This window comes from Janthinobacterium sp. NFX145 (genome assembly GCF_049810325.1).
Classification (GTDB): Bacteria; Pseudomonadota; Gammaproteobacteria; order Burkholderiales; family Burkholderiaceae_D; genus Janthinobacterium; species Janthinobacterium rivuli.
Genome location: NZ_CP187360.1, coordinates 2,683,113 through 2,708,145, shown reverse-complemented (window position 1 = coordinate 2,708,145; position 25,033 = coordinate 2,683,113). Strand labels below are relative to the sequence as shown.

Here is a 25,033-nt window from a genome sequence, read left to right as displayed (position 1 = left end):
AAACGCCGGCGGTTGCCGGCGTTGTTTTTACTCGATCAGCGTAGCTTAATCGGTGGTTTCGGCCGGCCAGTCGCGGATGTACGCCTTGAGCATCTGGTTTTCAAAGCTTTGCGCTTCGAGCACGGCGCGCGCCACGTCGTAGAAGGAAATGACGCCCAGCAAGGTCTTGGCGTTCATGACGGGCAGGTAGCGCGCGTGTTTTTCCAGCATGATGCGGCGCACTTCATTGACTTCCGTATCCGGGGTCACGGTGATCGGGTGGTCATCCATGTGCTTGCGCACGGTGCCGCCGCCGATCTGGCCCGCGTTTTCATGCAGCGCGTTGAGTACTTCGCGGAAGGTCAGCATGCCGACCAGGTCGCCAAATTCCATGACCACCAGCGAACCGATGTCTTTTTCAGCCATGGTATTGGCCGCGTCAAGCAGGGGCTGGTCAGGCGTGACCGTGTAGAGGATATTGCCCTTGACTTGGAGAATTTCAGATACTTTCATATTGGCCGTCCTGTCCGCGTGATTGGTATTTTAGTTATTCTAGCCCTTACTGCGACTGTAGCCTATGCCTGCGGAAAAATCCAGCCTTGCGCGCAATCAAATCGAGGGGGATTGCGCAGCACTTTGCATCACGCGCGGCGGCGGAACCAACCTGCTATGGAGAGACGCTCGCGCGCCGTCGGCAGCACTTCGTGCAGCATCTCGCCCGACATGAACATGGCCATGCGCCCCGCTTGCGGCAAGATGTCCACCACGGACCCACCTTGCGGGTGCAGGCGCAGCGCGCCGCCATGCTCGGGCAGCCAGTCGTCGTTCAGGTACAGCACGACGGACACGGTGCGCTTGTCGTCGTCGCGGAAACGGTCCAGATGGGCACGGTAAAAGGCGCCCGGCGCGTACAGGGCGAAATGGCTTTCGTATTCTTCCAGCCCCAGGAACAGCTCGCGGTTGAGCATGCAGCGCAGCGCTTCCATATGCTCCAGGTAGCGGTCGCACGCCGCTGAACGGCCCGTTTCCAGCCATTCGATATGGTCGCCGCGGATGTCCGGCTGCAGCAGCGGTGCATGGCCGCTGCCCACGCCGGCGCCCTTCATCTTGCCGCTGAGCATGGATTGCACGCATTCGGCGGCCAGTTGGCGGCTCAGTTCAGGGGAAATGAAATGCTCTTGCATGAGCCAGCCTGCGTGGCAGAGGCCGTCGACTATAGATGGTCCGGGTACGGCGAGGTCGCCGTCGAACGATATTGCGGGCATAAAATCTTTCCTGGTGGACATGCGATGAGAGTTCGCCTGAAGCCCAGGATTTCGCTGGCACGTAGCAGCCTTCCCTGCGGCGCGGCGCACGCGCACAGGTCAAACAGCCCGAATATCGCTGATCCGGTATCCTACCACCGCCACACCGCGCCGGTCACTTTTTTTACACTGCAGGTTACACGCCAGCTGAGCCTGACCGTCCGCCAGCACGGCGCCATGCGCCCTGCACGGGAGCCCTTTTGCTCCGAGGTAAATCAGGTTACGATCTTGCCACTATAAAACTTGGCGGAGACACCATGAGCGGCCCGAAATACCCCGGTTTCGATACCTTATCCCTGCATGCCGGCGCCGCGCCCGACCCGGCCACGGGCGCGCGCGCCACGCCCATCCACTTCACGTCCTCGTTTGCCTTCAAGAGTTCGGAGCACGCGGCTTCGCTGTTCAATATGGAGCGGGCCGGCCACGTGTACTCGCGCATCTCGAATCCCACCAACGCCGTGCTGGAAGAACGCATCGCCGCCCTCGAAGGGGGCGTGGCCGGCATCGCCACGGCCAGCGGCCAGGCCGCCATGCACCTGGGCTTGTCCACCATCGCCGGCGCCGGTTCGCACATCGTCGCCTCACGCGCCCTGTACGGCGGCTCGCACAACCTGCTGGCCTACACCTTGAAACGCTTCGGCATCGACACGACGTTTGTCGACCCGCGCGACGTGGACGCCTGGCGCGCCGCCATCCGCCCAACTACAAAAGTGCTGTTTGCCGAAACCCTGGGCAATCCCGGCCTCGACGTGCTGAATATCCCGACCATTGCCACGCTGGCGCACGAACACCAGCTGCCGTTGATGCTCGACTCGACGTTTACCACCCCGTATTTGCTGCGCCCCTTCGAGCATGGCGCCGACCTGGTGTTCCACTCGGCCACCAAATTCCTGTGCGGGCATGGCACGGCCATCGGCGGCTTGCTCGTCGATGGCGGCACCTTCGACTGGCAAGCGGCATACGACAAGACGGGGCGTTTCGCCGAACTGTGCGAGCCGTATGACTGCTTTCACGGCATGGTCTTCGCCGAGGAATCGACGGTAGCGCCGTTCGCCCTGCGCGCGCGGCGCGAAGGCTTGCGCGATTTCGGCGCCGTCATGAGCCCGCACAATGCCTTCGCCATCTTGCAGGGCATCGAAACCCTGGGCTTGCGCATGGACCGCCACGTGGCCAACACGCGCAAAATCATCGACTTTTTGCTGGCCAATCCGGCCGTGGAATCCGTGTCCTACCCCGAACTGCCGTCGCATCCCGACTATGAACTGGCGAAAACCCTGCTGCCGAAAGGCGCGGGCGGCGTGTTCACCTTCCGCCTGCGTGGCGACCGCGCGGCGGGCCAGCGCTTTGTCGACAGCCTGAAGATCTTCTCGCACCTGGCCAATGTGGGCGACGCCAAGTCGCTCGTCATCCACCCCGCCTCCACCACGCATTTCCGCGTGCCCGACGATCAACTCGAACAGGCGGGCATCACGCAGGGCACCATGCGTCTGTCCGTCGGCCTGGAAGACGCCGATGACTTGATCGAAGACCTGGCCCGTGGCCTGAAACTGTCGCAGAAAGGCACCTGAGATGCTGCTCACCATCGACAACACCACGGCTTACTGCTACACGGGTGGCAAGCCATTCAACCCGAACCAGCCGACGGCCGTCTTCATCCACGGCGCGCAGAACGACCATTCCGTGTGGGCCCTGCAGACGCGCTTTTTCGCTCACCACGGCTGGAACGTGCTGGCCGTGGATTTACCGGGCCATGGGCGCAGCCTGGGTGCGGCGAAAACTACGGTGGAAGAGCTGGCGCGCTGGATACTGGCCGTACTGGACGCTGCCGGTGCGGCCAGGGCCATGCTGGTCGGCCACAGCATGGGTTCCTTGATCGCGCTGGAAGCGGCATTCCTGGCGCCCGAGCGCGTCAGCCACCTGGCCATGCTGGGCTCCACCTACCCGATGAAAGTCTCGCCGGCGCTGCTGGAAACGTCGCTCAACGATGAACAGGCGGCCATCGACATGGTCAATATCTGGTCGCACTCGTCGATCGCGCAAAAACCGTCGTTCCCCGGCCCCGGCTTTTATGCCATGGGCGGCGCGCGGCGCTTGAAACAGCGCATCGCCGCCCTCAACCCCGATCATGTGTTTCACACGGATTTTTTTGCCTGCAATGCCTACGCGAACGGCGAAATCGCCGCCGCTTCGGTACACTGCCCCACTTTATTCATTTTCGGCGCGCGCGACATGATGACGCCGCCCAAATCGACCCGCTTGCTCACGTCTGCGATCGCGCATGGCACGGTGGTGCAGGTCGACAGCGGGCACGAATTGATGGCCGAGCAGCCCGACGCCGTGCTCGAAGCGCTGTTTGCGTTTGCGCAAACGGCAGCGGCATAAGCACCGGCCATACGGCTTTTTTTAGGATGGATGCATGATGTTATTGAGTACCCTGTTCGATGAATTGACTGGCCGCGGCAGCGGCACGGAAGCGGAGCGGCACGAACGCTATAAATGGCTGGAACAGCTGCGCTTCACTAACCCGCTGGCGGACGAAGGCGGCCCCATGGCCGGCATTCCATACTACCAATGGTGCCGGCTGCCGCAGGCGCTCGTCGTGGCGGGCCAGCACACGGATCTGCTGGTCGGCACCACGAGCTCCCAGTACCTGGTCTTCGAGGGCCGCCACGCGGCAGCCTTCGCGGCCGAACTGGACCTGCAATACGACGCCAACAACCGCATCGACCGCCCCGGCGGCCTCGACGAGCTGCTCGACGCCTATGAAGAGCAGGAGGACGGCAGCTGGACCACCTTGCCGAATGCACCGCCAGCGGCACCGCTGGCCGGCTGGGACGATGTGTACTTCCGCGTGCGCGACCTGAGCGACGGCAGGACCATCCAGAGCGTGACCACCATCGCCTACGAGAGCAGCCGCTTCCCTGGCTACACCCTGCTGGGCACGACCTTTGTGGGCGTCGGCGCCATCGTCCACGACGACGAAACGGCGCAGTATATGCAGCAAATCTTCGCCGACTGGGCCATCCAGCGCGAATGCGCCGCCACCTGCCCGGTTGCATCCACGCCCTGGCCCCACGCGCCGCGCCAGGTGCCGCCCGAGACGTTCGGCACTGCGTTCGACTTTGGCCGCAACCTCGCTTACCTCGACGCCCTGCTGGCCGCCTACGGGCGCGCGCAGGCGCAGGCGGAAAACGACGGTGGCGACGCGGCTTACTGGGCGTGCGCGGCCGCCAGCACGGCTTACCAGGTCTTCTCGCTGCGCTACACGGTAGGCTTGCCCTTGCCTGACGTGGAACCGGCGCTGGAATCGGCCGTTGCCGCCTGCGAAACGGCGCGCGCGGCCCTGGCCGCAGCCTACGATGACGACGCCTTGCCTGCCTTTGATTTCGAACAATTGACGGATTACGCGCGCACCCTGCAGTTGCTGGGCGCCGCCCTGCTGTTCGGCCGCCACGACCTGGCTGCCCGCCTGGCCGCCCTGCAGACAGCCTTCGATGGCGAAGACGCCGTGTACGAGGCGCTGCTGTCGACCATCGATCCCCAGCGTCCCGCCGTCGACGAATGGTATTTCGCCGAGCCCTACTCGGCCCTGTTCGAGTGCCTGGATACGGACGATGCCGCGCAGCAGCTGGAGCACCTGCGGCAGTACCTGGCCAGCTGGCATGGCGCGCTGGTGCGCGAAGACTGGTTCAACGGCCATTTGCGCGCACACGGCCTGGGCGGCTACTACGGCTTGTGGGCCTTCGAAGCGGCTGCCGCAGCCAAACACCTGGGCCTCGATCGCAGCGCGCTGGCGCACTGGGTCATGCCGCCAGCGCCCTGAATCCCCCGTTCACTTTTAGACAAATATCAATGATCAACACTGCAGCCCTGTTCAGCACCACCTTCCTGCCCGGCCAGGCCGGCTTCGACACCGAGACGATCACGGGCCTGGCCGAGTGGCGGCTGGACACGCCGATGCTGTTCAAGCTGCTCATCGGCGCCGGCACGCAGACCACCGCCTGGCCCATCTACGGCGATGGCGAGGACTGCCCCTGCGTGCTGGCCGCACCGATGGCGCAGGCGCAGGCCAGCTGGCAAGCCTTGTCCGCGCTGATGGACAAACCGCGCGACGCGGCCGCCATCGTCGCGCGCGGCGCCATCAGCGCCCTGCTGGCGAGCGGCCAGCCATGGCTGATCCTCGATGGCGTGCAACTGATCCCGCACGATATCGGCACGCCGGACTACGCGGCCGGGCTCGACGCGCTGCGCGCCGAGGCGCAAGCCTTGCACTCTGCCCTGCTGCGCGGCGACCGGGAAGCGCTGGCGCCGCTGCTGGCCGCTGGCGCCGCATCGCCTGCCACCGGCTACTGGTCGGCCACGGCCAGCGCGCAACTGGCCGATGTCGAGGAACTCGGCGCGGACGAACTGCCGTTCCTGCAAGGCCTGGAAGTGGTGGGCTGGGAAGAAGACGCGCTGTGCTATGAAGTGAGCACCGCCGGCGAACCGGACGTCACCGGCCTGGTCACGCCGTATGGCCGCTGGATCGTGCCGCTGTCGCAGCGCTATGTGGACCTGGGCGTTTATTATGCGGACGATGGCTGGATCACCTTTGCCACGGCGGACGCGCCCGACGCGCACGGCGTGCTGGACCTCAACGGCATGCTGGTGCTACCGCCCGCCCCCGGCGCCCTGTACGTGATCAGCCCCCATCTGCTGCAGCAAATCGATCCGGACGGCGCCAGCCGCTTGCTGCGCATGCCCGATGGTGCGCTGCTCATCGACAGGGTGGATAACATATGCCTGCGCGAAGATGGCTTGATCGACATCGAGCGCCAGACAGACCAGACTGATGATGACAAAAAACGCAATGTGTATGGCGTGGTCGACAAGATGGGCAAGGTCGTGGTGCCGCCAGCCTACAGCTCCGTGCAGGATGTCGGCACGAAGAAAAAAATCGCCATCGTCAGCCAGCGCATCGCAGGGCGCTTCCTGTTTGGCCTCGTCAATAGCCAGGGCGAGCTGCTGGCGCCATGCCAGTACGAGGCCATCGACTGCGCCACCACCTCGTCGCCGCCCAAATTGCGCAAGAACCTGATCTTCGCCATCGACGCGCAAGGTCTCGCGTGCATGCTGACCCTGGATGGAAAACAGGCTTTCACGCCCCTGTATCCACCCGCCCACCATTTGCGTGGCGTGGCCGTGCAAAGCGACTTTTTATATGTCGTCAAGGATGGCATGGCCTGGAGCATGGATTTCACGGGCCAGTTGCTGGAGCAGTTCGACACCGTGGAAAACTTCAAGGCGGCGATCACGGCGCAACTGAGCGAGGCCATGGGGCTGGGCAAGAAGAAAGCGGTGCCGCGCCACAGCTTCACGCCCGCGCAAATCCTGGCCAAGGCCGACCGCGAGCAATTGCGCGCCATGGCCGCCCTGCTCTTGCAAGGCGATGCGGAACTGGCCGCGCGCTGCGTGGACATCACCCTGGAAGAACTGGCGCAGGACGACCCGGAAGAAGAATACGAAGGCGATACGCCCGAAGCGGCCTGCTTCTTCCTGCTCTGGTCGACGGCCGCCGATGTGCTGGGCCACGGCGCCACGCTGGACTGGAAATCGGTCGATGAAGTGCCACACATCCGCCTGCATATCGGCCTGCCCGCGCTGCAGGACTTCCGCTGGGCGCAGCGCGAGGATGGCGACGCGATGGCCGACGGCCTGGCCGCCATTGCCGCCCACCTGGCGCCGCATCAGCTGCGCCTGGTCAACCTGCACGGCGACGAGGACACCTATTATCTGGGCGTGGTGCGGGCGCAGGATGCGGCCGCGTTCCAGGCGGTGGCGCTGCAGGCGGCCTTGCGGCCGGTCCTGCTATGAGCGGATTGTCGGCACATTGTCGTTATTTGGCGGAACGATCGAATAGCGCCTTGTCAAAACGCAGGGTAATGACTTCGGTGTCGTCCGGCTTGCCCGGCTTGCGGCCGTCTTCACCCGGGTAGTTCGTGTCGATTGCCACGACCAGCGTCTGGGCATCGAGTACTTCAACGCTCTCCACCGAGTCGAAAGGCATGCTGAACTTACCCACGGGCATATTGCTCGCCTGCCCGCCTATGCCTTTGGGGTCGGAGATATTCAGCAAGTCCACCAACAGCGTTTTCTTGAGCGCGCCGTCAGCATCTTTTTCTTTCAGGTCCACCAGGTACAGGCGCTTGATCACGGCCTTGGCGCCCCAGAAGCCGTCGCGTTCGATCAGCACGAACTTGCTGCCGCCGACATTGGTCATGTCGCCGATCACGACGCCATTGTCCTTGGCCGCGCCATCCTTGCGGTACACGAGGTTCTTGCCCGTGTAGCGCATGGTGCCGGGGTCGAACTCGAAGATGTTCAGGTAACGTTCATCGGCTGCGACGGGCCGCAGCGACGGATCGCTTGGCGCCGCCTCCGGCACCGCGTAGAGCAGGCTGCGGTCGGCATTGTAGGCCAGGCTTTCGAAGCCGCGGCTGCCTGCCAAGGTAATGCTGGCGCCCTTGCCCAGCACTTCCGGATTGGCCGGGCTGCGCAGGAAAGGATGGGGAACCGGGTCGCCCATCAGCGTGCCGTTTTTGTCGAAGTGCAGGATATAGGGGCCGAATTCCTCGCCCACGAAGTAAGTACCGTCGGCAGCGCGCGCGAGCGACTCGATGTCGAAATCAAAACCGGTCAGCAAGCGGCCAGCGCGAATGCGCGCATCCACGGCGATACCGCTGTCGGCAAAGACCAGGCCGCCGGTGGTGTTGCGGGGGTAGTTGACGTAGTCGGCCGTGATTTTCAGGTCAACGCCCTTGCCATCGTTTAAGAAACCCTTGGCGTCGTTGAAGGCCAGGAAGCTGTTGAGCTTGATGCTGCCAGGCGCCTTGCTGGCGTCAGCGGCCGTGCGGAAGTTGATGCTGGCGTTATACAGGCCGAGCACGAAATCAGCCGAATTGCCCTTGGCGCCATAGCCATTGTCGGCCATGGCAGTCCAGCTGCCGTCATCATTCCTGAGCAGCGCGGAAAAGCCGGGAATCGGCACTCCACTGGCAAACGGCGGGGTGACGCCCAGCGCTGCGGCTGTGAACTGTCCCGTAACCGGCCCTGGCCAGCGCGCCGTGTCAGGCAGCGCTGCCCAGCCGGCAAGCTGGTGCGGCAAGCCTTCCCCGTCCTTGGGCACCGCATCAGGAGCGGCAGAGGAACTGCCGCCGCAGGCTGCGAGCACGCCGCTGATCACCACGATGGCCAGGCCGCGGCACACATTCAAACCGCTCAAATGACAACGCATATTTGCTTCCTCAACAAGATGAATGAAGAGGAAAGCTTACCGGCCTTCGGTGACCAGTTTATGACATGCGCGCCCTATCGTGCGGGGCATAGGCGGGCAAGGAAGCGCGCCTCCCCGGCCCGTCACGCGCAGCGCACTTCCCCAAAATGCTGCGCCAGACTCAAGCCCAGGCCCTGCTCCACGGCGCTTTCCACCTGCGCCGCCAGCGCGGCCGCTTCTTCGGCCGCCTTGATGTCGCGTTCATTCGTGGAACCGGCCGGATAGCCGGAGTTCACGCGCATGCCGCCGAAGACAAACAGGCGGTAGACATCGGCCAGGCTGATGCGGTTGACATTGCCCAGCAAGACCCAGTGGTCGGAACTGTCGGCCACGCGCTTGCCCCACTGGACCCGCACGGCGCCATCCACGTTAACTCGTCCTACCCAGCCCTGCTGCACCATCTTGTCGAGCAGGGTTTCCATTTCTTCAAAGCCCAGGCGCGTGCTGCGGCGAATTTCCGCCGCGCCCACCAGGGCCGAATCGGCGCAGTGACAGGCCTGGTGCAGCACTTTCAGGATGGCGACGGCGTCGACGAATTCACTGCCCGGCGCCGCCTCGTACCACCAGCGCTCGTATTTCACGACGGGCAAGGCGGCCACCAGCAAGGCGCCCACAAGGGTGATCATCCAGCTCAGGTAAATCCATACGAGGAACAGCGGCAAGGCGGCCAGCGCGCCATAGATGCGCGAATACGTGGGGAATTCCTGGATGAATTCACCAAAGCCGCGCTTGGCCACCTCGAACGCCAGCGCGGCCAGCAAGCCGCCCCAGGCCGCGTCGCGCCAGTCCACGTCGCGGTTCGGCACGGCGATGTACAGCAGGGTAAACGCCAGCATGGTCAGGCCGATCGACACCAGGGTATAAAACACGGCGCCGATGAAAGGCACGGCGCCCACCACGCCGCTGGTGGCCATGAAGAGGCGCGAGGTCACCGTCAGCGACACGCCCACCAGCAGCGGCCCCAGGGTGACGATGGCCCAGTAAACCAGCAGACGCTTGGTCCAGCGACGTTCCTGGCGCACTCTCCAGATACGGTTGAAGACGCGCTCGATCAAGCCCATCATGCCCACCGACGTGACGATCAGCGCGCCCGCGCCGATGGCCGACAGGCGCGTGGCCTTCGAGGCGAACGTGGTCAGATAATCGAGGATGGTGTTCGATATGCCCTTGGGCATGACGCTTTGCACGAAATAGTCTTCCAGCGCGTGGCGGAAGGTATTGAATAGAGGGAAAGTGGTGAAGATCGCCAGCGCGAGGGTCAGCAACGGCACCAGCGCGAACACGGTGGCGAACGTCAGGCTGCCGGCCACTTGCGGCAGGCTTTCCTCGCGCACGCGGCGGCGCGCGAACTGCAGCAGGTCGCGCGTTTCGGACCACGTCAGGCCACGCACAATGTCGGCACCGATGTGCAGGGTGCGCCACAGGTATTGAAAGATGGGGATTATATATTTTGAAAACATGTGCAAAATCAGAACGGCGCCATGACAGCAGTCGTATCAGGCTGTAAAGCGCCCTATAATACCAATGATGAAGCCAACCAATCTGATTATTCTCGTATTGTTTTATTCACGCCATGGCGCCACGCGCCAGTTGGCCGAGCTGATAGCCCAGGGAGTGGAAAGCGTGCCTGGCTGCGATGCGCGCCTGCGCACCGTGCCCGCCGTCTCCACCGTGGCCGAGGCGACGGCGCCGGAAGTGCCGCCCGATGGCGCGCCTTATGTGGAACTGGAAGACTTGCAGGAGTGCGCGGGCCTGGCCCTGGGCTCGCCCACGCGCTTCGGCAACATGGCTGCCGCCATGAAGTACTTCTGGGATGGCACGGCCAGCGACTGGCTGGCCGGCAGCCTGTCCGGCAAGCCCGCCTGCGTGTTCACGTCCACGGGCAGCCTGCACGGCGGCCAGGAATCGACCCTGCTGTCGATGATGATTCCCCTTTTCCACCACGGCATGCTGGTCATGGGCCTGCCCTACACGCATCCCGAACTGATGACGACGTCCACGGGCGGCTCGCCGTATGGCGCCACGCACTGGTCCGGCATCGACGGCGACAAGGCCCTGAGCGAGGATGAAAAACGATTGGCCATCGCCCTGGGCCGGCGCCTGGCGGAAAACGCCGCGAAACTGGCAGGCGCATGATGCACGGCGTACTGCACAAGTATTTTCACTGGGGCGCCATCGCCAGCCTCGTCACCCTGATCGTCTGGTGCCTGCTGTGGGAAACCGTGATCGCGCCGCTGCAGCCGGGCGGCTCCTGGGTCGTGCTGAAAGCGGCACCCCTGCTCATCCCACTGTACGGCGTCATCAAGCGCGACGTCTATACCCTGCAATGGTCGTCGATGGTGATCCTGCTGTATTTTACGGAAGGCGTGGTGCGCGGCTACAGCGACACGAACCCCACCTCGGCCCTGATGGCCTGGGGCGAGGCGGCCATCGTCTGCATCTATTTTGTCTGCGCCGTGCTGTATCTGCGTCCTTACAAAAAAGCCGCAAAGCGCATGGCCAAAGAGCTGCTGGAAAAAGTGAATAAAGTGAGCATCAAGAAATGACTGAAAAAGCCGATTTTCTCGTCGCCTGCCGCGACCTGCTGGGCGAAGCCTACGTGCTCACCAACGACGCCGACACAGCGCCCTTCCTCACCGACTGGCGCGACCGGTTTACCGGCAAGGCCCTGGCCGTGCTGCGCCCCGCCACGGTGGAGCAAGTGGCAGGCGTGCTGCGCGCCTGCGCGCAATGGCAGGTGCCCGTCGTGCCGCAAGGCGGCAACACGGGCCTGGTGCTGGGCAGCATCCCGGACGCCGCTGGCACGGCCATCGTGCTGTCGCTGGCGCGTTTTAACAGCATCCGCGCGCTCGATCCCGTCAACCGCACCATCACGGTGGACGCGGGCTGCATTTTGCAAACCATCCAGGAAGCGGCCAGTGCCGCCGGCTGTTTGTTCCCCCTGTCGCTGGCGGCCGAAGGCAGTTGCACCATCGGCGGCAACCTGGCCACCAACGCGGGCGGCACGGCCGTGCTGCGTTACGGGAACACGCGCGAGCTGTGCCTGGGCCTGGAAGTGGTCACGCCGCAAGGCGAAATCTGGAGCGGCTTGCGCGGCCTGCGCAAGGATAATACCGGCTACGATTTGCGCGACCTGTACATCGGCGCCGAAGGCACCCTGGGCGTCATCACGGGCGCGGTGATGAAGTTGTACCCGCAGCCAAAAGCGTGCATCACGGCGCTGGCCGCCATGCCTACGCCCGCCCACGCCCTGCGTTTATTAAGCCTGATGCAGGACCATTGCGGCGCCAGCCTGACGGGTTTTGAACTGATGTCGCAATACTGTTTGCAACTGGTGGCGGAACAGTTCCCGCAGCTGCCGCGGCCTTTCGCCGAAGCCCACGGACAGTACGTGCTGCTGGAATTATCCAGCAGCCAGTCCGAGGCGCACGCCGTGGAATTGCTGGAAGCGAGCATCGGCGCGGCACTGGAAGACGAATTGATAGCCGACGCCGTCGTCGCCAGTTCCGTGGCGCAGTCCGAGGGACTATGGCAGCTGCGCGAGCACATCCCGCTGGCGCAGGCGCAGGCGGGCAAGAACATCAAGCACGATATCTCGCTGCCTATTTCCTGCATCGCCGATTTCATCAGCGTCACGGATGCGGCATTGGCAAGGGCCTTCCCCGGCTGCCAGCTCGTGTGCTTCGGCCACCTGGGTGACGGCAACCTGCATTACAACGTGGCGCCGCCCGCCGGCATGACGGACCGTGACTTCCTGGCCAACCAGGATGCGATCAACCGTATCGTGCACGACCAGGTCCACGCATTTGGTGGTTCCATCTCGGCCGAACACGGTATCGGCGCCCTGAAAAAGGACGACCTGGCGCGTTATAAATCGCCGCTGGAACTGCAGCTGATGCGCGCTGTCAAACAGGCGCTGGACCCACAGAACATCATGAATCCGGGGAAGATATTGTGAGATCGCCGTCCCTCCTGCTCTGCACCATGGCCTTGCTGGCCGGCTCCGCCAGTGCGCAGGACGTCTACAAATGCGTGCAGGATGGCCACACCAGCTATAGCGCCACGCCCTGCACGGGCGGCCAGCTGCAAATCCTGGAAATCCCCTCGCCGCCGCCGGCCGTCGACAAGGGCGCGGCCACGCGCCAGGAACGGGTGGCCAGCCAGCTGGAAGCGGCGCGCCAGCAGCAGGAAAAACTGGTAGACCAGGCCCGAGAACGGGGCGCCAAACAGAAGGAAACGCGCGACAAGCACTGCGCCCAGCTGCGCCTGGAACAGAAATGGGCGGCGCAGGACGCCGTCGGCGCCGGCGACAAGAATCGCGACGCGGCGCAATTGAAAGCGCGGCGCGCCGGCGAACGCCTGGCCGTCGAATGCTTGAATTGAGTGCGCCTGCAGCAAATCCCGCGGGCACGCGCCTGCTGTCGCGCTGGCTGCTGCTGGGCGAGTGGCGCGCGCATCCCGTGCGCGCCTTCGTCGCCATCCTGGCCATCGCCATCGGCGTGTCGCTGGGCTTTGCCATCCACCTGATCAACGCGGCCGCCTTCAATGAATTTTCCACGGCCGTCAAAAGCCTGTCCGGCCAGGCCGACGTGCAGGTGGCCGGGCGCGAAGCGCTGTTCGACGAAAGCATCTACCCGCAGCTGGCGCAGCGCGACGGCGTGGCCGTGGCTTCGCCCGTGCTGGAGCTGCAAGCTGCGGTGGCCGGCCATACTGGCCAGGACGGCGGCCCGCTGCACATCCTGGCGCTCGACGTCTTTCGCGCCGGCTTCATCTCGCCCGACCTGATCGGCGCGCCCGCCGAAGGCCAGCCTTTCGACACCCTGGCCGACGACGCCGTCTTTTTGTCGCCCGCCGCCTTGCGCTGGCTGGCTGTGGCAGAAGGCGGCCAGGTCGTCCTGCAATCGGGCACGGGCACGGTGGCGCTGCGCGTGGCAGGTTCGCTGCAGCGGGCGCGCGCTGGCCAGCGTATCGCCGTCATGGATATCGGCGCGGCGCAATGGCGCTTCAACAAGGTGGGCAAGCTGTCGCGCATCGACTTGAAACTGCGCCAGGGCGTGAACCGCGACGCCTTCCAGGCCGATCTCGCGCGCACACTGGAAGCGCAGTATCCGGGGCGTTTCCAGGTGGGCCAGCCCAACGACGAAAACCAGAATAGCCGCAACAATAACCTCAGCCGCGCCTACCGGGTCAACCTGACGGTGCTGGCCCTCGTCGCCCTGTTTACGGGCGCCTTTTTGGTCTTTTCCACGCAGGCGCTGTCCGTCATCCGCCGCCGCGGCCAGTTCGCGCTGCTGCGCGTGCTGGGCATGGAGCGGGGCCAGTTGCTGCGCCAGGTGCTGCTCGAAGGCGCCAGCCTCGGTATCGTCGGCGCGGCTCTCGGCATCGCTGGCGGTTATGCCATGGCCGCCGTGGCCCTGCGCTTCTTCGGCGGCGACCTGGGCGCCGGCTATTTCGCCGGCGTGCAGCCGCAGGTGCAGTTCACGCCCATCGCCGCCTGCGTGTATTTCGCCCTGGGCCTCGGCGTCGCCTTACTGGGCTGCGCCGCGCCCGCGCTGGAGGCGGCCCGCGCGGCCCCCGCCATCGCCCTGAAATCGGGCAGCGAAGAAGTCGTGACGACGCGCTTGGCGAAAACCTGGCCGGCGCTGGCTTGTTTGCTGCTGGCCGGCGCATTGACATTCCTGCCGCCCGTGTTCGAACTGCCCCTGTTCGGCTATCTGTCCATCGCGCTGCTGCTGATCGGCGCCATCGCCCTGATGCCGCAGCTGGCCGCCGTCGTCTTCCGCTTCCTGCAGCGCGCCTGGCTGCGCACGGAAACGAGCGCGCATGCGCCCGTGCGCAGCCTGACCCTGGCCCGCCTGGCCAACGCCTCGGGCCAGGCCGGCATCGCCCTCGGCGGCGTGCTGTCGAGCTTTAGCCTGATGGTGGCGATGGCCATCATGGTGTCGAGTTTCCGCGTCTCCGTCGACGACTGGCTGCTGCAGATCTTGCCCGCCGACGTGTATGCGCGTACGGCCGCCAGCGGCGGGACGGCCGGTTTGAATCCGCGCGAACAGGCCAGCATCACCGCCCTGCCCGAGGTGGCCAGGGTGGATTTCCAGCGCGTGCGCTCGCTGTCGCTGGCGCCCGACCGCCCGAATGTGGCGCTGCTGGCGCGCCCCATCAATTTGCCAGACCCGGGCAAGAGCATGGTGCTGGTGGGCGACACGCTGCCTGTGCCAGCGGGCGCAAAACCTGTCTGGCTGTCCGAGGCGGTGGCCGACCTGTACAACGTCAAACCTGGCCAGCAAATCGACCTGCCGCTGGCGGGCGGCTTGCACCAGTTCTTTGTTGCCGGCATCTGGCGCGATTACGCGCGCTCGTCCGGCGCCATCCAGATGCCGCTGGACGATTACCGCACCCTGACCGGCGACCTCGATGTCAGCGACGCGGCCCTGTGGCTGGCCAAGGACGCCACGGGCGACGCGCTGCAGCAGCGCCTGAAAAGCCTGCCGTTTGGCGCCAGCCTGGAAGTATCGAACCCCTCGGCCATCCGCGCCTTGAGCTTGCAGATTTTCGACCGCAGCTTCGCCGTCACGTATTTATTGGAAGCCATCGCCATCGTCATCGGCCTGTTCGGCGTGGCCGCCACGTTCTCGGCGCAGACCCTGGCGCGCGCGCGCGAATTCGGCATGCTGCGCCACGTGGGCGTGACGCGCGGGCAGATCTTGTCCATCCTGGCGATCGAAGGCGGCGCGCTGACGGCGCTGGGCATCGCCACCGGCTTTGTCCTGGGACTGTTGATCAGCTTTGTGCTGGTCTTCATCGTCAATCCGCAATCGTTCCACTGGACCATGCAGCTGCACCTGCCGTGGCCATTGATCGCCACCGTGGCCGCCGCCCTGCTGACGGCAGCCGCCGCCACGGCGCTGATCGCGGGCAGGCAAGCCCTGTCCGCTGGCCCCATCCGCGCCGTCAGGGAGGACTGGTAATGCGCCGTGTTTTCATGTTGTTATTGACGCTGGCCTTGCCTGCCCTGGCCGCGCCGCCCGCCTTCGCCCCCGTCACGCCGCTGCCGGCCGGCCAGTCCCTGCGCCTGCCGCACGACTTCGGCGCCCATCCCGCGTATAAAACGGAATGGTGGTACGCCACGGGCTGGGTCAAAACCGCAGGCGGCGAGCAACTGGGCTACCAGGTGACCTTCTTTCGCAGCGCCACGGCCACCGATGCGCTGAATCCCAGCGCCTTCGCGCCGAAACAGCTGATCATCGGCCATGCGGCCCTGTCCGATCCGAAGGTAGGCAAGCTGCTGCACGACGAGAAAAGCGCGCGCGAGGGCTTCGGCCTGGCTTACGCCAAGGTGGGCGACACGGACGTCAAACTCGACGACTGGCGCATGCGGCGCCATGCCGACGGCACGTATCAGATCAGCCTGGCCGCGCGCGAATTCAACTTGCAGCTGACCCTCGCGCCCACCCAGCCCGTGCTGCTGCAGGGCCAAGGCGGCTATTCGCGCAAGGGCGCGCGTCCTGCGCAATCGAGCTACTACTACAGCGAACCGCAGCTGCGAACCACGGGCACGATCGCGCGCGCGGGCGGCAAGGCCGAAGCCGTGACGGGCACCACCTGGCTCGATCACGAGTGGTCCAGCCAGGTGCTCGATGCGGACGCCAGTGGCTGGAACTGGATAGGCGCCAACCTCGATGACGGCGGCGCCCTGATGGCCTTCCAGATCCGCAGCAAGACAGGTGCTAAACTATGGGCGCACGCGACATGGCGCGATGCCTCCGGCAAGATGACGCAGTTCGCGCCCGGCGACGTCGATTTCACGCCCACGCAACTGTGGCGCTCGCCCCGCACGCAGGCCGAATACCCGGTCGCCACGGAGATCCGCACGGGTCCCACGCGCTGGCAGATCAAGCCGCTGCAGCCAGACCAGGAGCTTGATTCGCGCCGTTCGACGGGGGCCGTATACTGGGAAGGCGCCGTGACCGTGGAGCGCGATGGCCAGCCGGTCGGCCGCGCCTACCTGGAAATGACGGGCTACGTCCAGCCGATGAAGTTATAAGCAATTGTAAATAAGCAATACCAGATACAGTAAATACTAAGCGAAAAACAATGACAACCAGCACAGAAACAGGCAACACGAGCACCACCGCAACCACACTGTCCCCCGACACCGGCACCAGCCGCGAGCTGAAAAAAGGCAGCCTGGCCGCCTTCAAGGGCTTGATGCCCTTTTTGACGCCGTACCGCAAGCAGTTCTTCCTGGCCGGTATCGCGCTGGTGGTGGCCGCCGCCTCGACCCTGGCCATTCCTGCCGCCTTCAAGCAGATGATCGACCTCGGTTTCGGCGGCGCGGCCGGTTCCAAGAGCATCCAGCACGTGGATCTGGTCTTCCTCGCCCTGTTCGGCGTGGCGTCCATCCTGGCGCTGGCCACGGCGGCGCGCTTCTATACGGTGTCATGGCTGGGCGAGCGGGTCACGGCCGACATCCGCAGCGCCGTGTACCGCCACGTCGTCACGCAAAGCCCCGCCTTCTTTGAAACCACGCAGACGGGTGAAGTCCTGTCGCGCATCACCACCGACACGACATTGATACAGGCCGTCGTCGGCACCAGCATCTCGATGGCGCTGCGCAATGTGCTGCTGTTCCTGGGCGGCCTGGTGATGCTGTTCGTCACCAGCGCCAAGCTGGCCGGCATCATCATCGGCCTCTTGATTCTCGTCGTCGTGCCCATCATCGTGTTTGGCCGCAAGGTGCGCAAGCTGTCGCGCGACTCGCAAGACCGCATCGCCGACGCGTCGGCCATGGCTGGCGAAATCTTCAATGCCATGCCCACCGTGCAGGCATTCACGCACGAGAAAATCGAATCGAAACGCTTCGGCGACTCCGTCGAAGGCGCTTTCATGACGGCCATGCGCCGCATCCGCGCCCGCGCCTTGCTGACCATGATCGCGATTTTGCTGGTCTTCGGCACCATCGTCTTCGTGCTGTGGCTGGGGGCGCGCGCCGTGCTGGAAGGCTCGATGACGGGCGGAGATCTGGGCCAGTTCATCCTGTACGCCTCCATCGTGGCTGGCGCCATCGGCGCCCTGTCTGAAGTCATGGGCGAAGCGCAGCGCGCCGCCGGCGCCACCGAACGCCTGCTGGAACTGATGGCCCTCAAATCGGACATCGAGTCGCCTGCCACGCCGCTGCCGCTGCCCGCCCGCGCAGCAAGCGGCGCCGCGCTGTCGCTCGACGACGTCCTGTTTTCGTACCCGTCACGCCCAGATACCGCGGCGCTCGATCACGTCAGCCTCGACATCCGCGCCGGCGAAACGGTGGCCGTCGTCGGTGCGTCGGGCGCCGGCAAGACCACCCTGTTCCAGCTGTTCCTGCGTTTTTATGACCCGCAAAGCGGCAGCATCCGCCTCGATGGCGTGGATATCAAACAGCTCGACCTGCATACCCTGCGCGATGCCATCGGCATCGTGCCGCAAGATACCGTGATCTTCTCGGCCGACGCCATGGAAAACATCCGCTATGGCCGCGCCGGCGCCAGCGACGAGGAAGTGATCGCGGCCGCGAAAATGGCGGCCGCCCACGAATTCATCGAGCGCCTGCCGAACGGTTACAAATCCTTCCTCGGCGAACGCGGCGTGCGTTTGTCCGGCGGACAGCGCCAGCGCATCGCCATCGCCCGCGCCCTGCTGAAAAACCCGCCGCTGCTGCTGCTCGATGAAGCGACGAGCGCGCTGGATGCGGAATCGGAACGCCTGGTGCAAAAAGCGCTGGAAGCGGCCATGGTGGGCCGCACCACCGTCATCATCGCGCACCGCCTGGCGACAGTACAACGGGCCGACCGCATCATCGTCATGGAAGACGGCAAGATCGTCGAGATGGGCACGCATGCGTCGCTCGTCGCAATGAAAGGTATTTACGCCAACTTGGCGGCCCTGCAATTCCATCACGCACAAATCAATTAAACAGAACCATCATGAACGCACTTTTCCACGCCAACCTGGGCATCACCGATTTCTGGACCTTTTTATTGGGGACCATCTTCATCGTCATCCTGCCCGGCCCCAATTCCATGTACGTGCTGTCGGTCGCCGCGCAACGGGGCGTGCGGCCCGCCTACCAGGGCGCCTTCGGCATCTTCGCCGGCGACCTGATTCTGATGGTGCTGTCGGCCTGCGGCGTGGCCTCGCTGCTGAAAGCCAGCCCGGCCCTGTTCTACGTCGTGAAATACATCGGCGCGGCCTACCTGGGCTGGATCGGCCTGCAGATGCTGATAGGCTGCTGGCGCAAGCTGCGCGCGCCCGCGCCGGCCGATGGTGAAGCGCCTGCCGCGCCAGCGTCCGTCAAGGAAAGCGATCCATTCCGCAAGGCGCTGATCATCAGCCTGATGAACCCGAAAGCCATTTTGTTCTTCATCTCGTTTTTCATCCAGTTCGTCGACCCGGCCTTCCCGAATCCCGTGCTGTCCTTCGTCGGCCTGGGCCTGATTTGCCAGGTGATCAGTTTTACCTACCTGACGGCCATCATCTTTGTCGGCGCGCGCCTGGCCGACACCTTCCGCCGCCGTCGCCGCCTGTCGGCCGGCATGGGCGGCGGCGTGGGCGCCATGTTCATCGGCTTCGGCGCGAAACTGGCCACGGCCACCCTGTAAGGAATTACCGTGACCGAGCTCGAACTGCGCCAGCGCTGCCACACCGTCCTGCCAGGCCACCGCCAACCGACGCCTGCGGCCACCTTCGCCGCCATGGCCGTCTGGTGCGAGGCCAACGACATCGCGCACGACACCTATGGCGAAGGCGCGCTGATCGAACAGTTCGAGCACAAGATCGCCGCTCTGCTCGGCTTCGAGGCGGCCGTGTTCTGCATCACGGGCACCATGACGCAGGTCACCGCCCTGCGCCTGGCGTGCCAGGACCGGGGTTCGCGCCTGGTGGCGCTGCATCCCACTTCGCACATCCTCCGCCACGAACGGGGCAACCACGAATTGCTCGACCACTTCAAGGGTTTGACGATCGGCGACCCGCACCGTCCGTGGACGGCGGACGATTTGCGCGCCGTGCCCGATCAACTGGGCGCCGTGCAGTTGGAGTTGCCGATGCGCGAAATCGGCGGCCAGTGCCCGTCGTGGGAAGATTTGAACGACATCAAGCGGCACTGCCGCGAGCACAACATCCATCTGCACATGGATGGCGCGCGTCTGTGGGAGGCGCAAGCAGGTTTCCAGCAGTCCCTGCCCGCCATCTGCGACGGTTTTGATTCCGTGTACGTGTCGCTGTACAAGGGCATCGGCGGCCTCGGTGGCGCCATGCTGGCCGGCAGCCGCCCCTTTGTGGAACGGGCGCGCGAATGGTTCCGCCGCCAGGGCGGCAATATCGTGCACCGCACGCCCTACGTGGTGGCCGCCGCCATGCAGTTCGACGCGCGCATCGCCGCCATGCCGCGGTATTTTGGGCGCACCCAGTGGCTGTACGCGCTGCTGCGCGATTTTCCATCGATAGCCGTCAATCCCGCCCAGCCGCAGGCCAACATGCTGCACCTGCATTTGCCCGTCTCGCGCGAACGGGCCATCGCCATCCGCAACCAGGTGGCCGCCGACCACGGCATCTGGCTGTTCGGCCGCGCCAGCCACGCGGCGCTGCCCGGCCACAGCGTGGTGGAATGGTATGTGGGAGATAACTTGCTGGAACTGCCGGACGACAGCGTGCGGCTGGCCTTGACCTTGCTGGATCAGGCCATGCGCATCAAAGCCTGAGCGGCGTTGGTCGACGTAGGTCGGGGTAGGTCGGGTTAGCGCGCAGCGCGTAAGCCGACAACTTCCGAAAACCCATGCACCCCAAAAAAAAAGCGCCCGAAGGCGCTTTTTTCATTTCATGGCGGCCGGGTCGGCCGCCACTACCTGCTTAGAACTTGTAGTTGTAAGCGAGACCGATCAACTGCATGCGGGTCTTGAACAGGCCCTTGGTGGTTTCACCGTTGCCGGTGCAGCCAGTGGACAACGGCGGCACTGGACCGCATTTATTAGTGTAGTTCACTTCAGCATCCTTGAAGTCGATATAGCTGTAGGCCAGGTCGATCGAGGAATTGGCGTTCAGCTTCCAGTTCGCGCCGATCGAGTACTGCATGCGGTCGCTGTCCGGCAAGGCTGGGTGGCGCAGCTCGGCGCTGCGTACTGGTGCCTGGTCATGCGCGATACCGGCGCGCAGCAACAGGTTTTCGCTGTACTTGTAGTTGGTGCCCAGCGAGACGCGGTAGGTGTCTTTCCAGTTCTGGCGAATGCGCTCGGCGCCTTCGGCCGTCGGCGGGAACTGGATATCCAGGTTCTGCAGGCGCGAAGTACGGGTCCAGGTGACGTCGCCCATCAAGGCCCAACGATCATCCATCTGATGGAAGGCGTTGATCGATACGGTTTCCGGCGTGCGCAGTTCGACCAGCGCCTTGGAGTTGACCTTGCCCGATGCGGCGCCGATGAAGCCATTCACGGCGGCGTTGTTCGACACTTGCGAGAAGTCCCAGATCGTGTCGCCTTTCAGCTTGTGCGAAATCGACGAACGGTAAGCGATACCGAAACGCGTGCCTTCATTCAGCTGGTACAGGTAGCCCAGGTTGAAGCCAAAGCCCCAATCGTCGCCATCCATCGAAGCGTGGCCATCTTTGGCCGTACCCAGTGCGGTCCTGGCGGCATTAAATGCATCCATGCCTTGGGTCTTGAGGATATTTGTAAGAAAAGCGGTCGATGCGGCTGCCGCATGTTGCTGCAAGAACGAGACCGAACCTGGCACGTCCACAGCCTGCCCCAGTTCCGCCTTCATGTATTCCGCCGTCACGCCGAACCCGAACGAGTGGTGCTGGTCCAGCTTGAAGGAAACGGAAGGATTCAGGGCGATGGCTTCGAGCTTGATGTTGGTGATCGCATAGCGGCCGCTCCAGCTGTTGCCATAGTCAAGCTTGGCGCCGTAGGGCACGAACAGGCCCATGCCGACGGTCCATTGGTCATTGATTTTCTTGCTGGCGTACAGGGCTGGCGCAAAGACGGCATCCGGTGCGTAGTCCTTGGTCGTGCCGCCTGTTGGCTTGTCCCTGAAATTGACGGAGTTGTTATCCTGGTAGGTCGAATGCGGTACCACCAAAGTGCCGCCACCAACGAACTGCGTGCCTTCCAGGCGCGACAGGCCGGCAGGGTTGTAGAAAATGGTCGACGCGTCGGCCGCTTCGGCGCCGCTGGCGTCGGCGGTGCCTTGAGCGGAAACGCTTTGCGAGCCGAAACGGTAGCCCGATGCTTGTGCTGTGGAGGAAATGCCGGCGAACGCGGCAACGATCAGGAGGGGCAGATATTTATGTTTCAAGTTGGTCTCTCTTTATTATATGAAGGTCTTCGGCACACTATCGCGGGCATCCCAAACTGCCCCGTCTTGCACTTTTCTTGCCGCCGTGAACTCCAATTCACTGACGGCATGAGCGAAGCATATAATATTTTTTAGAAAAAAGCGAACGTTCGCTCTTTTTATGAAACAGCGTTGTTTTTCTCGTCCATCGCGCCGTTCTACAGTGCCAGCGCAGGGGCTGGAAGCGGTATCAGAAAGCGCTGATGCATCAGCGACAGCATCTGTTCGGCGGGCACGGGACGCGAGATAAAATAGCCCTGCACCTCGTTGCATTGCAGGGCGCGCAGGATGTCGAGCTGCTCGCGCGTCTCCACCCCTTCGGCCACCACGCTCATGCCCAGCGCATGCGCCATCGACAGGATGGCGCGCACGAACACTTCGCCCTGCTCCGAGCGGCCCAGCTCCATGGTGAAGGCGCGGTCGATCTTCAAGCCATCCATGGCGAACTTCTGCAGCTGCGACAGCGACGAGTATCCGGTGCCGAAATCGTCGACCAGCAAGCGCACGCCCAGCGCGCGGATGGCAGACAGCTGCTCCACGGCGCGGTTCTGTTCATCCATCATGGCCGATTCCGTGATTTCCACCTCGATCAGGCGCGCATCGATGCGGTGGCGCGTCAGGGCAGACGCCAGCACCTGGTGCACGTCGCCGCGGCCGAACTGGCGCGCCGAGACGTTGATGGACACGGGCACCAGTTCCAGACCGCTGGCCTGCCAGCGCGCCATCTGCAGGCACACCTTTTCGATGACGACTTCGCCCAGCTGCGAAATCAGGCCGCTGCTCTCGGCCACGGGGATGAATTCCAGCGGCGGCACCATGCCGTGCTGCGGATGCTGCCAGCGCACGAGCGCCTCCATGCTGCACAGCTGCCCGCTCATGGCGTCGACGCGCGGCTGGTAGACGACGAGGAACTGATCCTGCTCCAGCGCCGCCACCAGGCTTTGCTCGAGTTCGCGGCGGTTGCGGATGGTTTCGAACAGTTCCGGCTGGAAGAAGCGGTGATGGCCCTTGCCCGCCACTTTCACGGCATACATGGCGATGTCGGCGTTTTTGAGCAGCACATCCGTCTCGGCGCCATCGCGCGGATACAGGCTGATGCCGATCGAGGCGCCCATCTTGTGGCGTTCGCTGCCCAGGTAAAACGGTTCGTCGAAGGCGATGGCGATGCGCTGCGCCACCTGTTCGGCGCGGCTGTCGTCTTCCACCGGGTCGAGCACGACGACGAATTCATCGCCGCCCAGGCGCACCACGTGGTCGCCCGGCCGCAGCACGGCCTTCAGGCGCAAGGACGCGGCGCGCAGCACTTTATCGCCCTCGGCGTGGCCCTGCGTATCGTTGATATCCTTGAAGCCGTCCAGGTCGATGAACAGCAGCGCCAGCATGTGCCGCGCGATGGCGGCGCGGCCCAGGGCGCCGGGCAGGAATTGCTGCAGCCAGTAGCGGTTGGGCAAGCCCGTCAAGCCGTCTTCATTGGCCAGGCGGCGCAAGTCGCGCTCGTGCTCCTTGGCCGTGCTGATGTCTTGCAGGGTGACGGCCAGGCGGTCGCCGCTGCGCACCACGCGCCGGCGTATCCAGCGCAGCTTGAAGGGGTTGCCTTCCGGCAGTTCGATCTCTTCCTCGGAAAAACCGGAAACCATGGCGGCCCGGTAATTATGGATCAGGTCGCGGAAATACGGCTCGTGGGCGCGCGACTGCAGGCGCATGCCCAGCAGCTGTTCGCGGCGTACGCCAAAGTAGCCAGCGCCCGGCTCGTTGCAGTCGACCATCTCGAAATCGAGGATGCTGCCGTCCGCGCCGCGCAAGGCGGCAATGATATAAAAGCCGTCGCTCGTGCCTTCGGTGGCCATGCGGTAGGCATTGCGCACGCCTTCGGACTGGTGGTGGCGCCACGCCAGGCGCAGCGACAGCATGGTGGCAACGGCGGTAAAGGCCAGCAGAAGCACGGTGACTGCGAAGGCGATGCCGAGATAAATCGTGCGCGTTTCCTCGTAGGGATGCAGCATTTCGCCGTCCGACAGTGCGACCACGGCCGTAAACGGATAGGCTTTCAGCGCCTGCCAGCCCACATAGCGATTTTGCTTGTCGGAAAAAGCGATCCTGCCGCCAGAATGCATGGCGCCGCTCTCCGTTTCCAGAAAGCTGGTGTCAAGGAATGGCGTGCCCTGGCCGCGCCGGGTCGGCAGCACGCGCGAGCCGAGGCGCGTGCTGAACAGCTCGCCCTCCTCGCCCACCATGGCCGACATGCCGAACTTGCCGAAACTGACGCTGTTGTAGAATTCGGAAAAATAGCTGGAATGAATGGAAATGAGCAGCACGCCGTCGAAATTGCCATCCTCGTCTTCCAGCCGGCGCGTGAAATGCACGAGGCTTGCGTCGGCGTCGGGCGCCGCCGCGCTGCCTGCATTGACGGCGCTGGCCCGCCCGAGCGCGATGCGCAGCGCGCTGGAATTGCTGCGCCAGTGGCGCAGCAGGAAATCGCTGCGCTCACTGGTCCGCAAGCGCTGGAGCGGCGCCGTGGCCGTCACCGGGTGGCCCTTGCGGTCGAGGATGGCGACGATGGCAAATTGCGGCAAGGCATACATGCCCTGCATCTTCAATTGATCGAGACGCAAGTGGCCGCGCGAGTTTTCCCACTCATACTTGAGCTGCAAGGTCAGCTGGTCCATCTGCTCCAGGGTGCGCAGCAGATACTGGCCATATGCTTTCGACAACGAGGACACGCCGTCGAGCGCCTGCTGCTGCGCCACCTTCTTTTCCGCCTCCAGCTGCAGCAAGGTGGCCGTCCACAGTACCGCGCACAGGACCAGCCCCAGCAAGGGCCAGGCCAGGATCAGGCGCAGGTTGGCCTTGAGAAAATCGGCCCTGCTCATCTCCACCACGGCGGCGTTGTTATTATTTACAAATTGTCGCAAGAACATGGTGCAGCATCTGCCGTTTCTGTGTATTTCTTTAAGGACACACAAATTACCACAGAGTCATGTTTGCAGGTAAGACAGCAGCGTAATTATGTGCGTGGGCCGCGGCCCGCCTGTCGCGCCTGCGTTACAATCACAGTCCTTACCGTTGGAGAAAT

Annotated in this window: 19 protein-coding genes; 13 read left to right on the top strand and 6 right to left on the bottom strand. The window is 64.1% G+C overall.

Annotated features, from left to right (window positions below; genetic code table 11):
- Window positions 1–45: 45 nt before the first annotated feature.
- Window positions 46–492, bottom strand: coding sequence for a CBS domain-containing protein (locus tag ACPJXG_RS12070; protein ID WP_010398828.1), 447 nt, complete (start codon window positions 490–492; stop codon window positions 46–48).
- Between the two features lie 128 nt (window positions 493–620).
- Window positions 621–1,163 carry a 2OG-Fe(II) oxygenase gene (locus tag ACPJXG_RS12065; protein WP_425254400.1) on the bottom strand — a complete coding sequence of 181 codons (543 nt, stop codon included), beginning with the start codon at window positions 1,161–1,163 and terminating at the stop codon, window positions 621–623.
- 377 nt (window positions 1,164–1,540) lie between these two features.
- Here ACPJXG_RS12065 and ACPJXG_RS12060 point away from each other — a divergent pair, with 377 nt between their 5' ends.
- Genes ACPJXG_RS12060 through ACPJXG_RS12045 form a run of 4 tightly spaced genes read left to right on the top strand, consistent with a single transcriptional unit; the run spans window position 1,541 to window position 7,136 of the window.
- Complete coding sequence (locus tag ACPJXG_RS12060; RefSeq protein ID WP_425254399.1) at window positions 1,541–2,851, top strand: O-acetylhomoserine aminocarboxypropyltransferase; 1,311 nt, start codon at window positions 1,541–1,543, stop codon at window positions 2,849–2,851.
- Window position 2,852: 1 nt separating this feature from the next.
- Window positions 2,853–3,665 (top strand): alpha/beta fold hydrolase, encoded by an 813-nt coding sequence (locus ACPJXG_RS12055; protein ID WP_425254398.1) that lies wholly within the window; start codon window positions 2,853–2,855, stop codon window positions 3,663–3,665.
- 34 nt (window positions 3,666–3,699) lie between these two features.
- Complete coding sequence (locus ACPJXG_RS12050; protein ID WP_425254397.1) at window positions 3,700–5,106, top strand: PoNe immunity protein domain-containing protein; 1,407 nt, start codon at window positions 3,700–3,702, stop codon at window positions 5,104–5,106.
- Window positions 5,107–5,135: 29 nt separating this feature from the next.
- Entirely contained in the window at window positions 5,136–7,136 is a 2,001-nt protein-coding gene (locus ACPJXG_RS12045; RefSeq protein WP_425254396.1) for a DUF6630 family protein, read from the top strand.
- A 22-nt stretch (window positions 7,137–7,158) separates the two neighbouring features.
- Here the strand turns inward: ACPJXG_RS12045 and ACPJXG_RS12040 are convergent, their stop codons facing one another.
- Window positions 7,159–8,556: an esterase-like activity of phytase family protein gene (locus ACPJXG_RS12040; RefSeq protein WP_425254395.1), complete on the bottom strand. Its 1,398-nt coding sequence runs from the start codon at window positions 8,554–8,556 to the stop codon at window positions 7,159–7,161.
- A 122-nt stretch (window positions 8,557–8,678) separates the two neighbouring features.
- The gene (locus ACPJXG_RS12035; protein WP_425254394.1) at window positions 8,679–10,055 is read right to left on the bottom strand and encodes a YihY family inner membrane protein; all 1,377 of its coding nucleotides are present in this window, start codon (window positions 10,053–10,055) and stop codon (window positions 8,679–8,681) included.
- Between the two features lie 67 nt (window positions 10,056–10,122).
- On the opposite strand from ACPJXG_RS12035, the gene wrbA reads away from it, so the two are divergent.
- From wrbA to ACPJXG_RS11990, 9 genes are read left to right on the top strand one after another with little or no spacing between them, the layout of a single operon-like run.
- Entirely contained in the window at window positions 10,123–10,731 is a 609-nt protein-coding gene (wrbA, locus tag ACPJXG_RS12030) for an NAD(P)H:quinone oxidoreductase (RefSeq protein ID WP_070255883.1), read from the top strand.
- Window positions 10,731–11,141 carry a DUF2069 domain-containing protein gene (locus ACPJXG_RS12025; RefSeq protein WP_425254741.1) on the top strand — a complete coding sequence of 137 codons (411 nt, stop codon included), beginning with the start codon at window positions 10,731–10,733 and terminating at the stop codon, window positions 11,139–11,141. Before wrbA ends, ACPJXG_RS12025 begins: the two co-directional genes overlap by 1 nt.
- Window positions 11,138–12,553: an FAD-binding oxidoreductase gene (locus tag ACPJXG_RS12020; RefSeq protein WP_425254393.1), complete on the top strand. Its 1,416-nt coding sequence runs from the start codon at window positions 11,138–11,140 to the stop codon at window positions 12,551–12,553. Before ACPJXG_RS12025 ends, ACPJXG_RS12020 begins: the two co-directional genes overlap by 4 nt.
- Window positions 12,550–12,978, top strand: coding sequence for a DUF4124 domain-containing protein (locus ACPJXG_RS12015; RefSeq protein ID WP_425254392.1), 429 nt, complete (start codon window positions 12,550–12,552; stop codon window positions 12,976–12,978). Before ACPJXG_RS12020 ends, ACPJXG_RS12015 begins: the two co-directional genes overlap by 4 nt.
- Window positions 12,966–15,563, top strand: coding sequence for an FtsX-like permease family protein (locus ACPJXG_RS12010; protein WP_425254391.1), 2,598 nt, complete (start codon window positions 12,966–12,968; stop codon window positions 15,561–15,563). Before ACPJXG_RS12015 ends, ACPJXG_RS12010 begins: the two co-directional genes overlap by 13 nt.
- A complete protein-coding gene (locus ACPJXG_RS12005) occupies window positions 15,563–16,639 on the top strand; it encodes a lipocalin-like domain-containing protein (RefSeq protein WP_425254390.1) in 1,077 nt (358 codons plus the stop codon). Before ACPJXG_RS12010 ends, ACPJXG_RS12005 begins: the two co-directional genes overlap by 1 nt.
- 50 nt (window positions 16,640–16,689) lie before the next feature.
- Window positions 16,690–18,543, top strand: a complete 1,854-nt coding sequence (locus tag ACPJXG_RS12000) for an ABC transporter transmembrane domain-containing protein (protein ID WP_425254389.1) — start codon at window positions 16,690–16,692, stop codon at window positions 18,541–18,543.
- Between the two features lie 11 nt (window positions 18,544–18,554).
- Window positions 18,555–19,229, top strand: a complete 675-nt coding sequence (gene leuE / locus ACPJXG_RS11995) for a leucine efflux protein LeuE (protein ID WP_402718502.1) — start codon at window positions 18,555–18,557, stop codon at window positions 19,227–19,229.
- A 9-nt stretch (window positions 19,230–19,238) separates the two neighbouring features.
- Window positions 19,239–20,330: a threonine aldolase family protein gene (locus tag ACPJXG_RS11990; protein WP_425254388.1), complete on the top strand. Its 1,092-nt coding sequence runs from the start codon at window positions 19,239–19,241 to the stop codon at window positions 20,328–20,330.
- A gap of 148 nt (window positions 20,331–20,478) precedes the next feature.
- Here the strand turns inward: ACPJXG_RS11990 and ACPJXG_RS11985 are convergent, their stop codons facing one another.
- A complete protein-coding gene (locus tag ACPJXG_RS11985; RefSeq protein ID WP_425254387.1) occupies window positions 20,479–21,921 on the bottom strand; it encodes an OmpP1/FadL family transporter in 1,443 nt (480 codons plus the stop codon).
- A 197-nt stretch (window positions 21,922–22,118) separates the two neighbouring features.
- The gene (locus ACPJXG_RS11980; protein ID WP_425254386.1) at window positions 22,119–24,878 is read right to left on the bottom strand and encodes a bifunctional diguanylate cyclase/phosphodiesterase; all 2,760 of its coding nucleotides are present in this window, start codon (window positions 24,876–24,878) and stop codon (window positions 22,119–22,121) included.
- Window positions 24,879–25,033 lie beyond the last annotated feature (155 nt).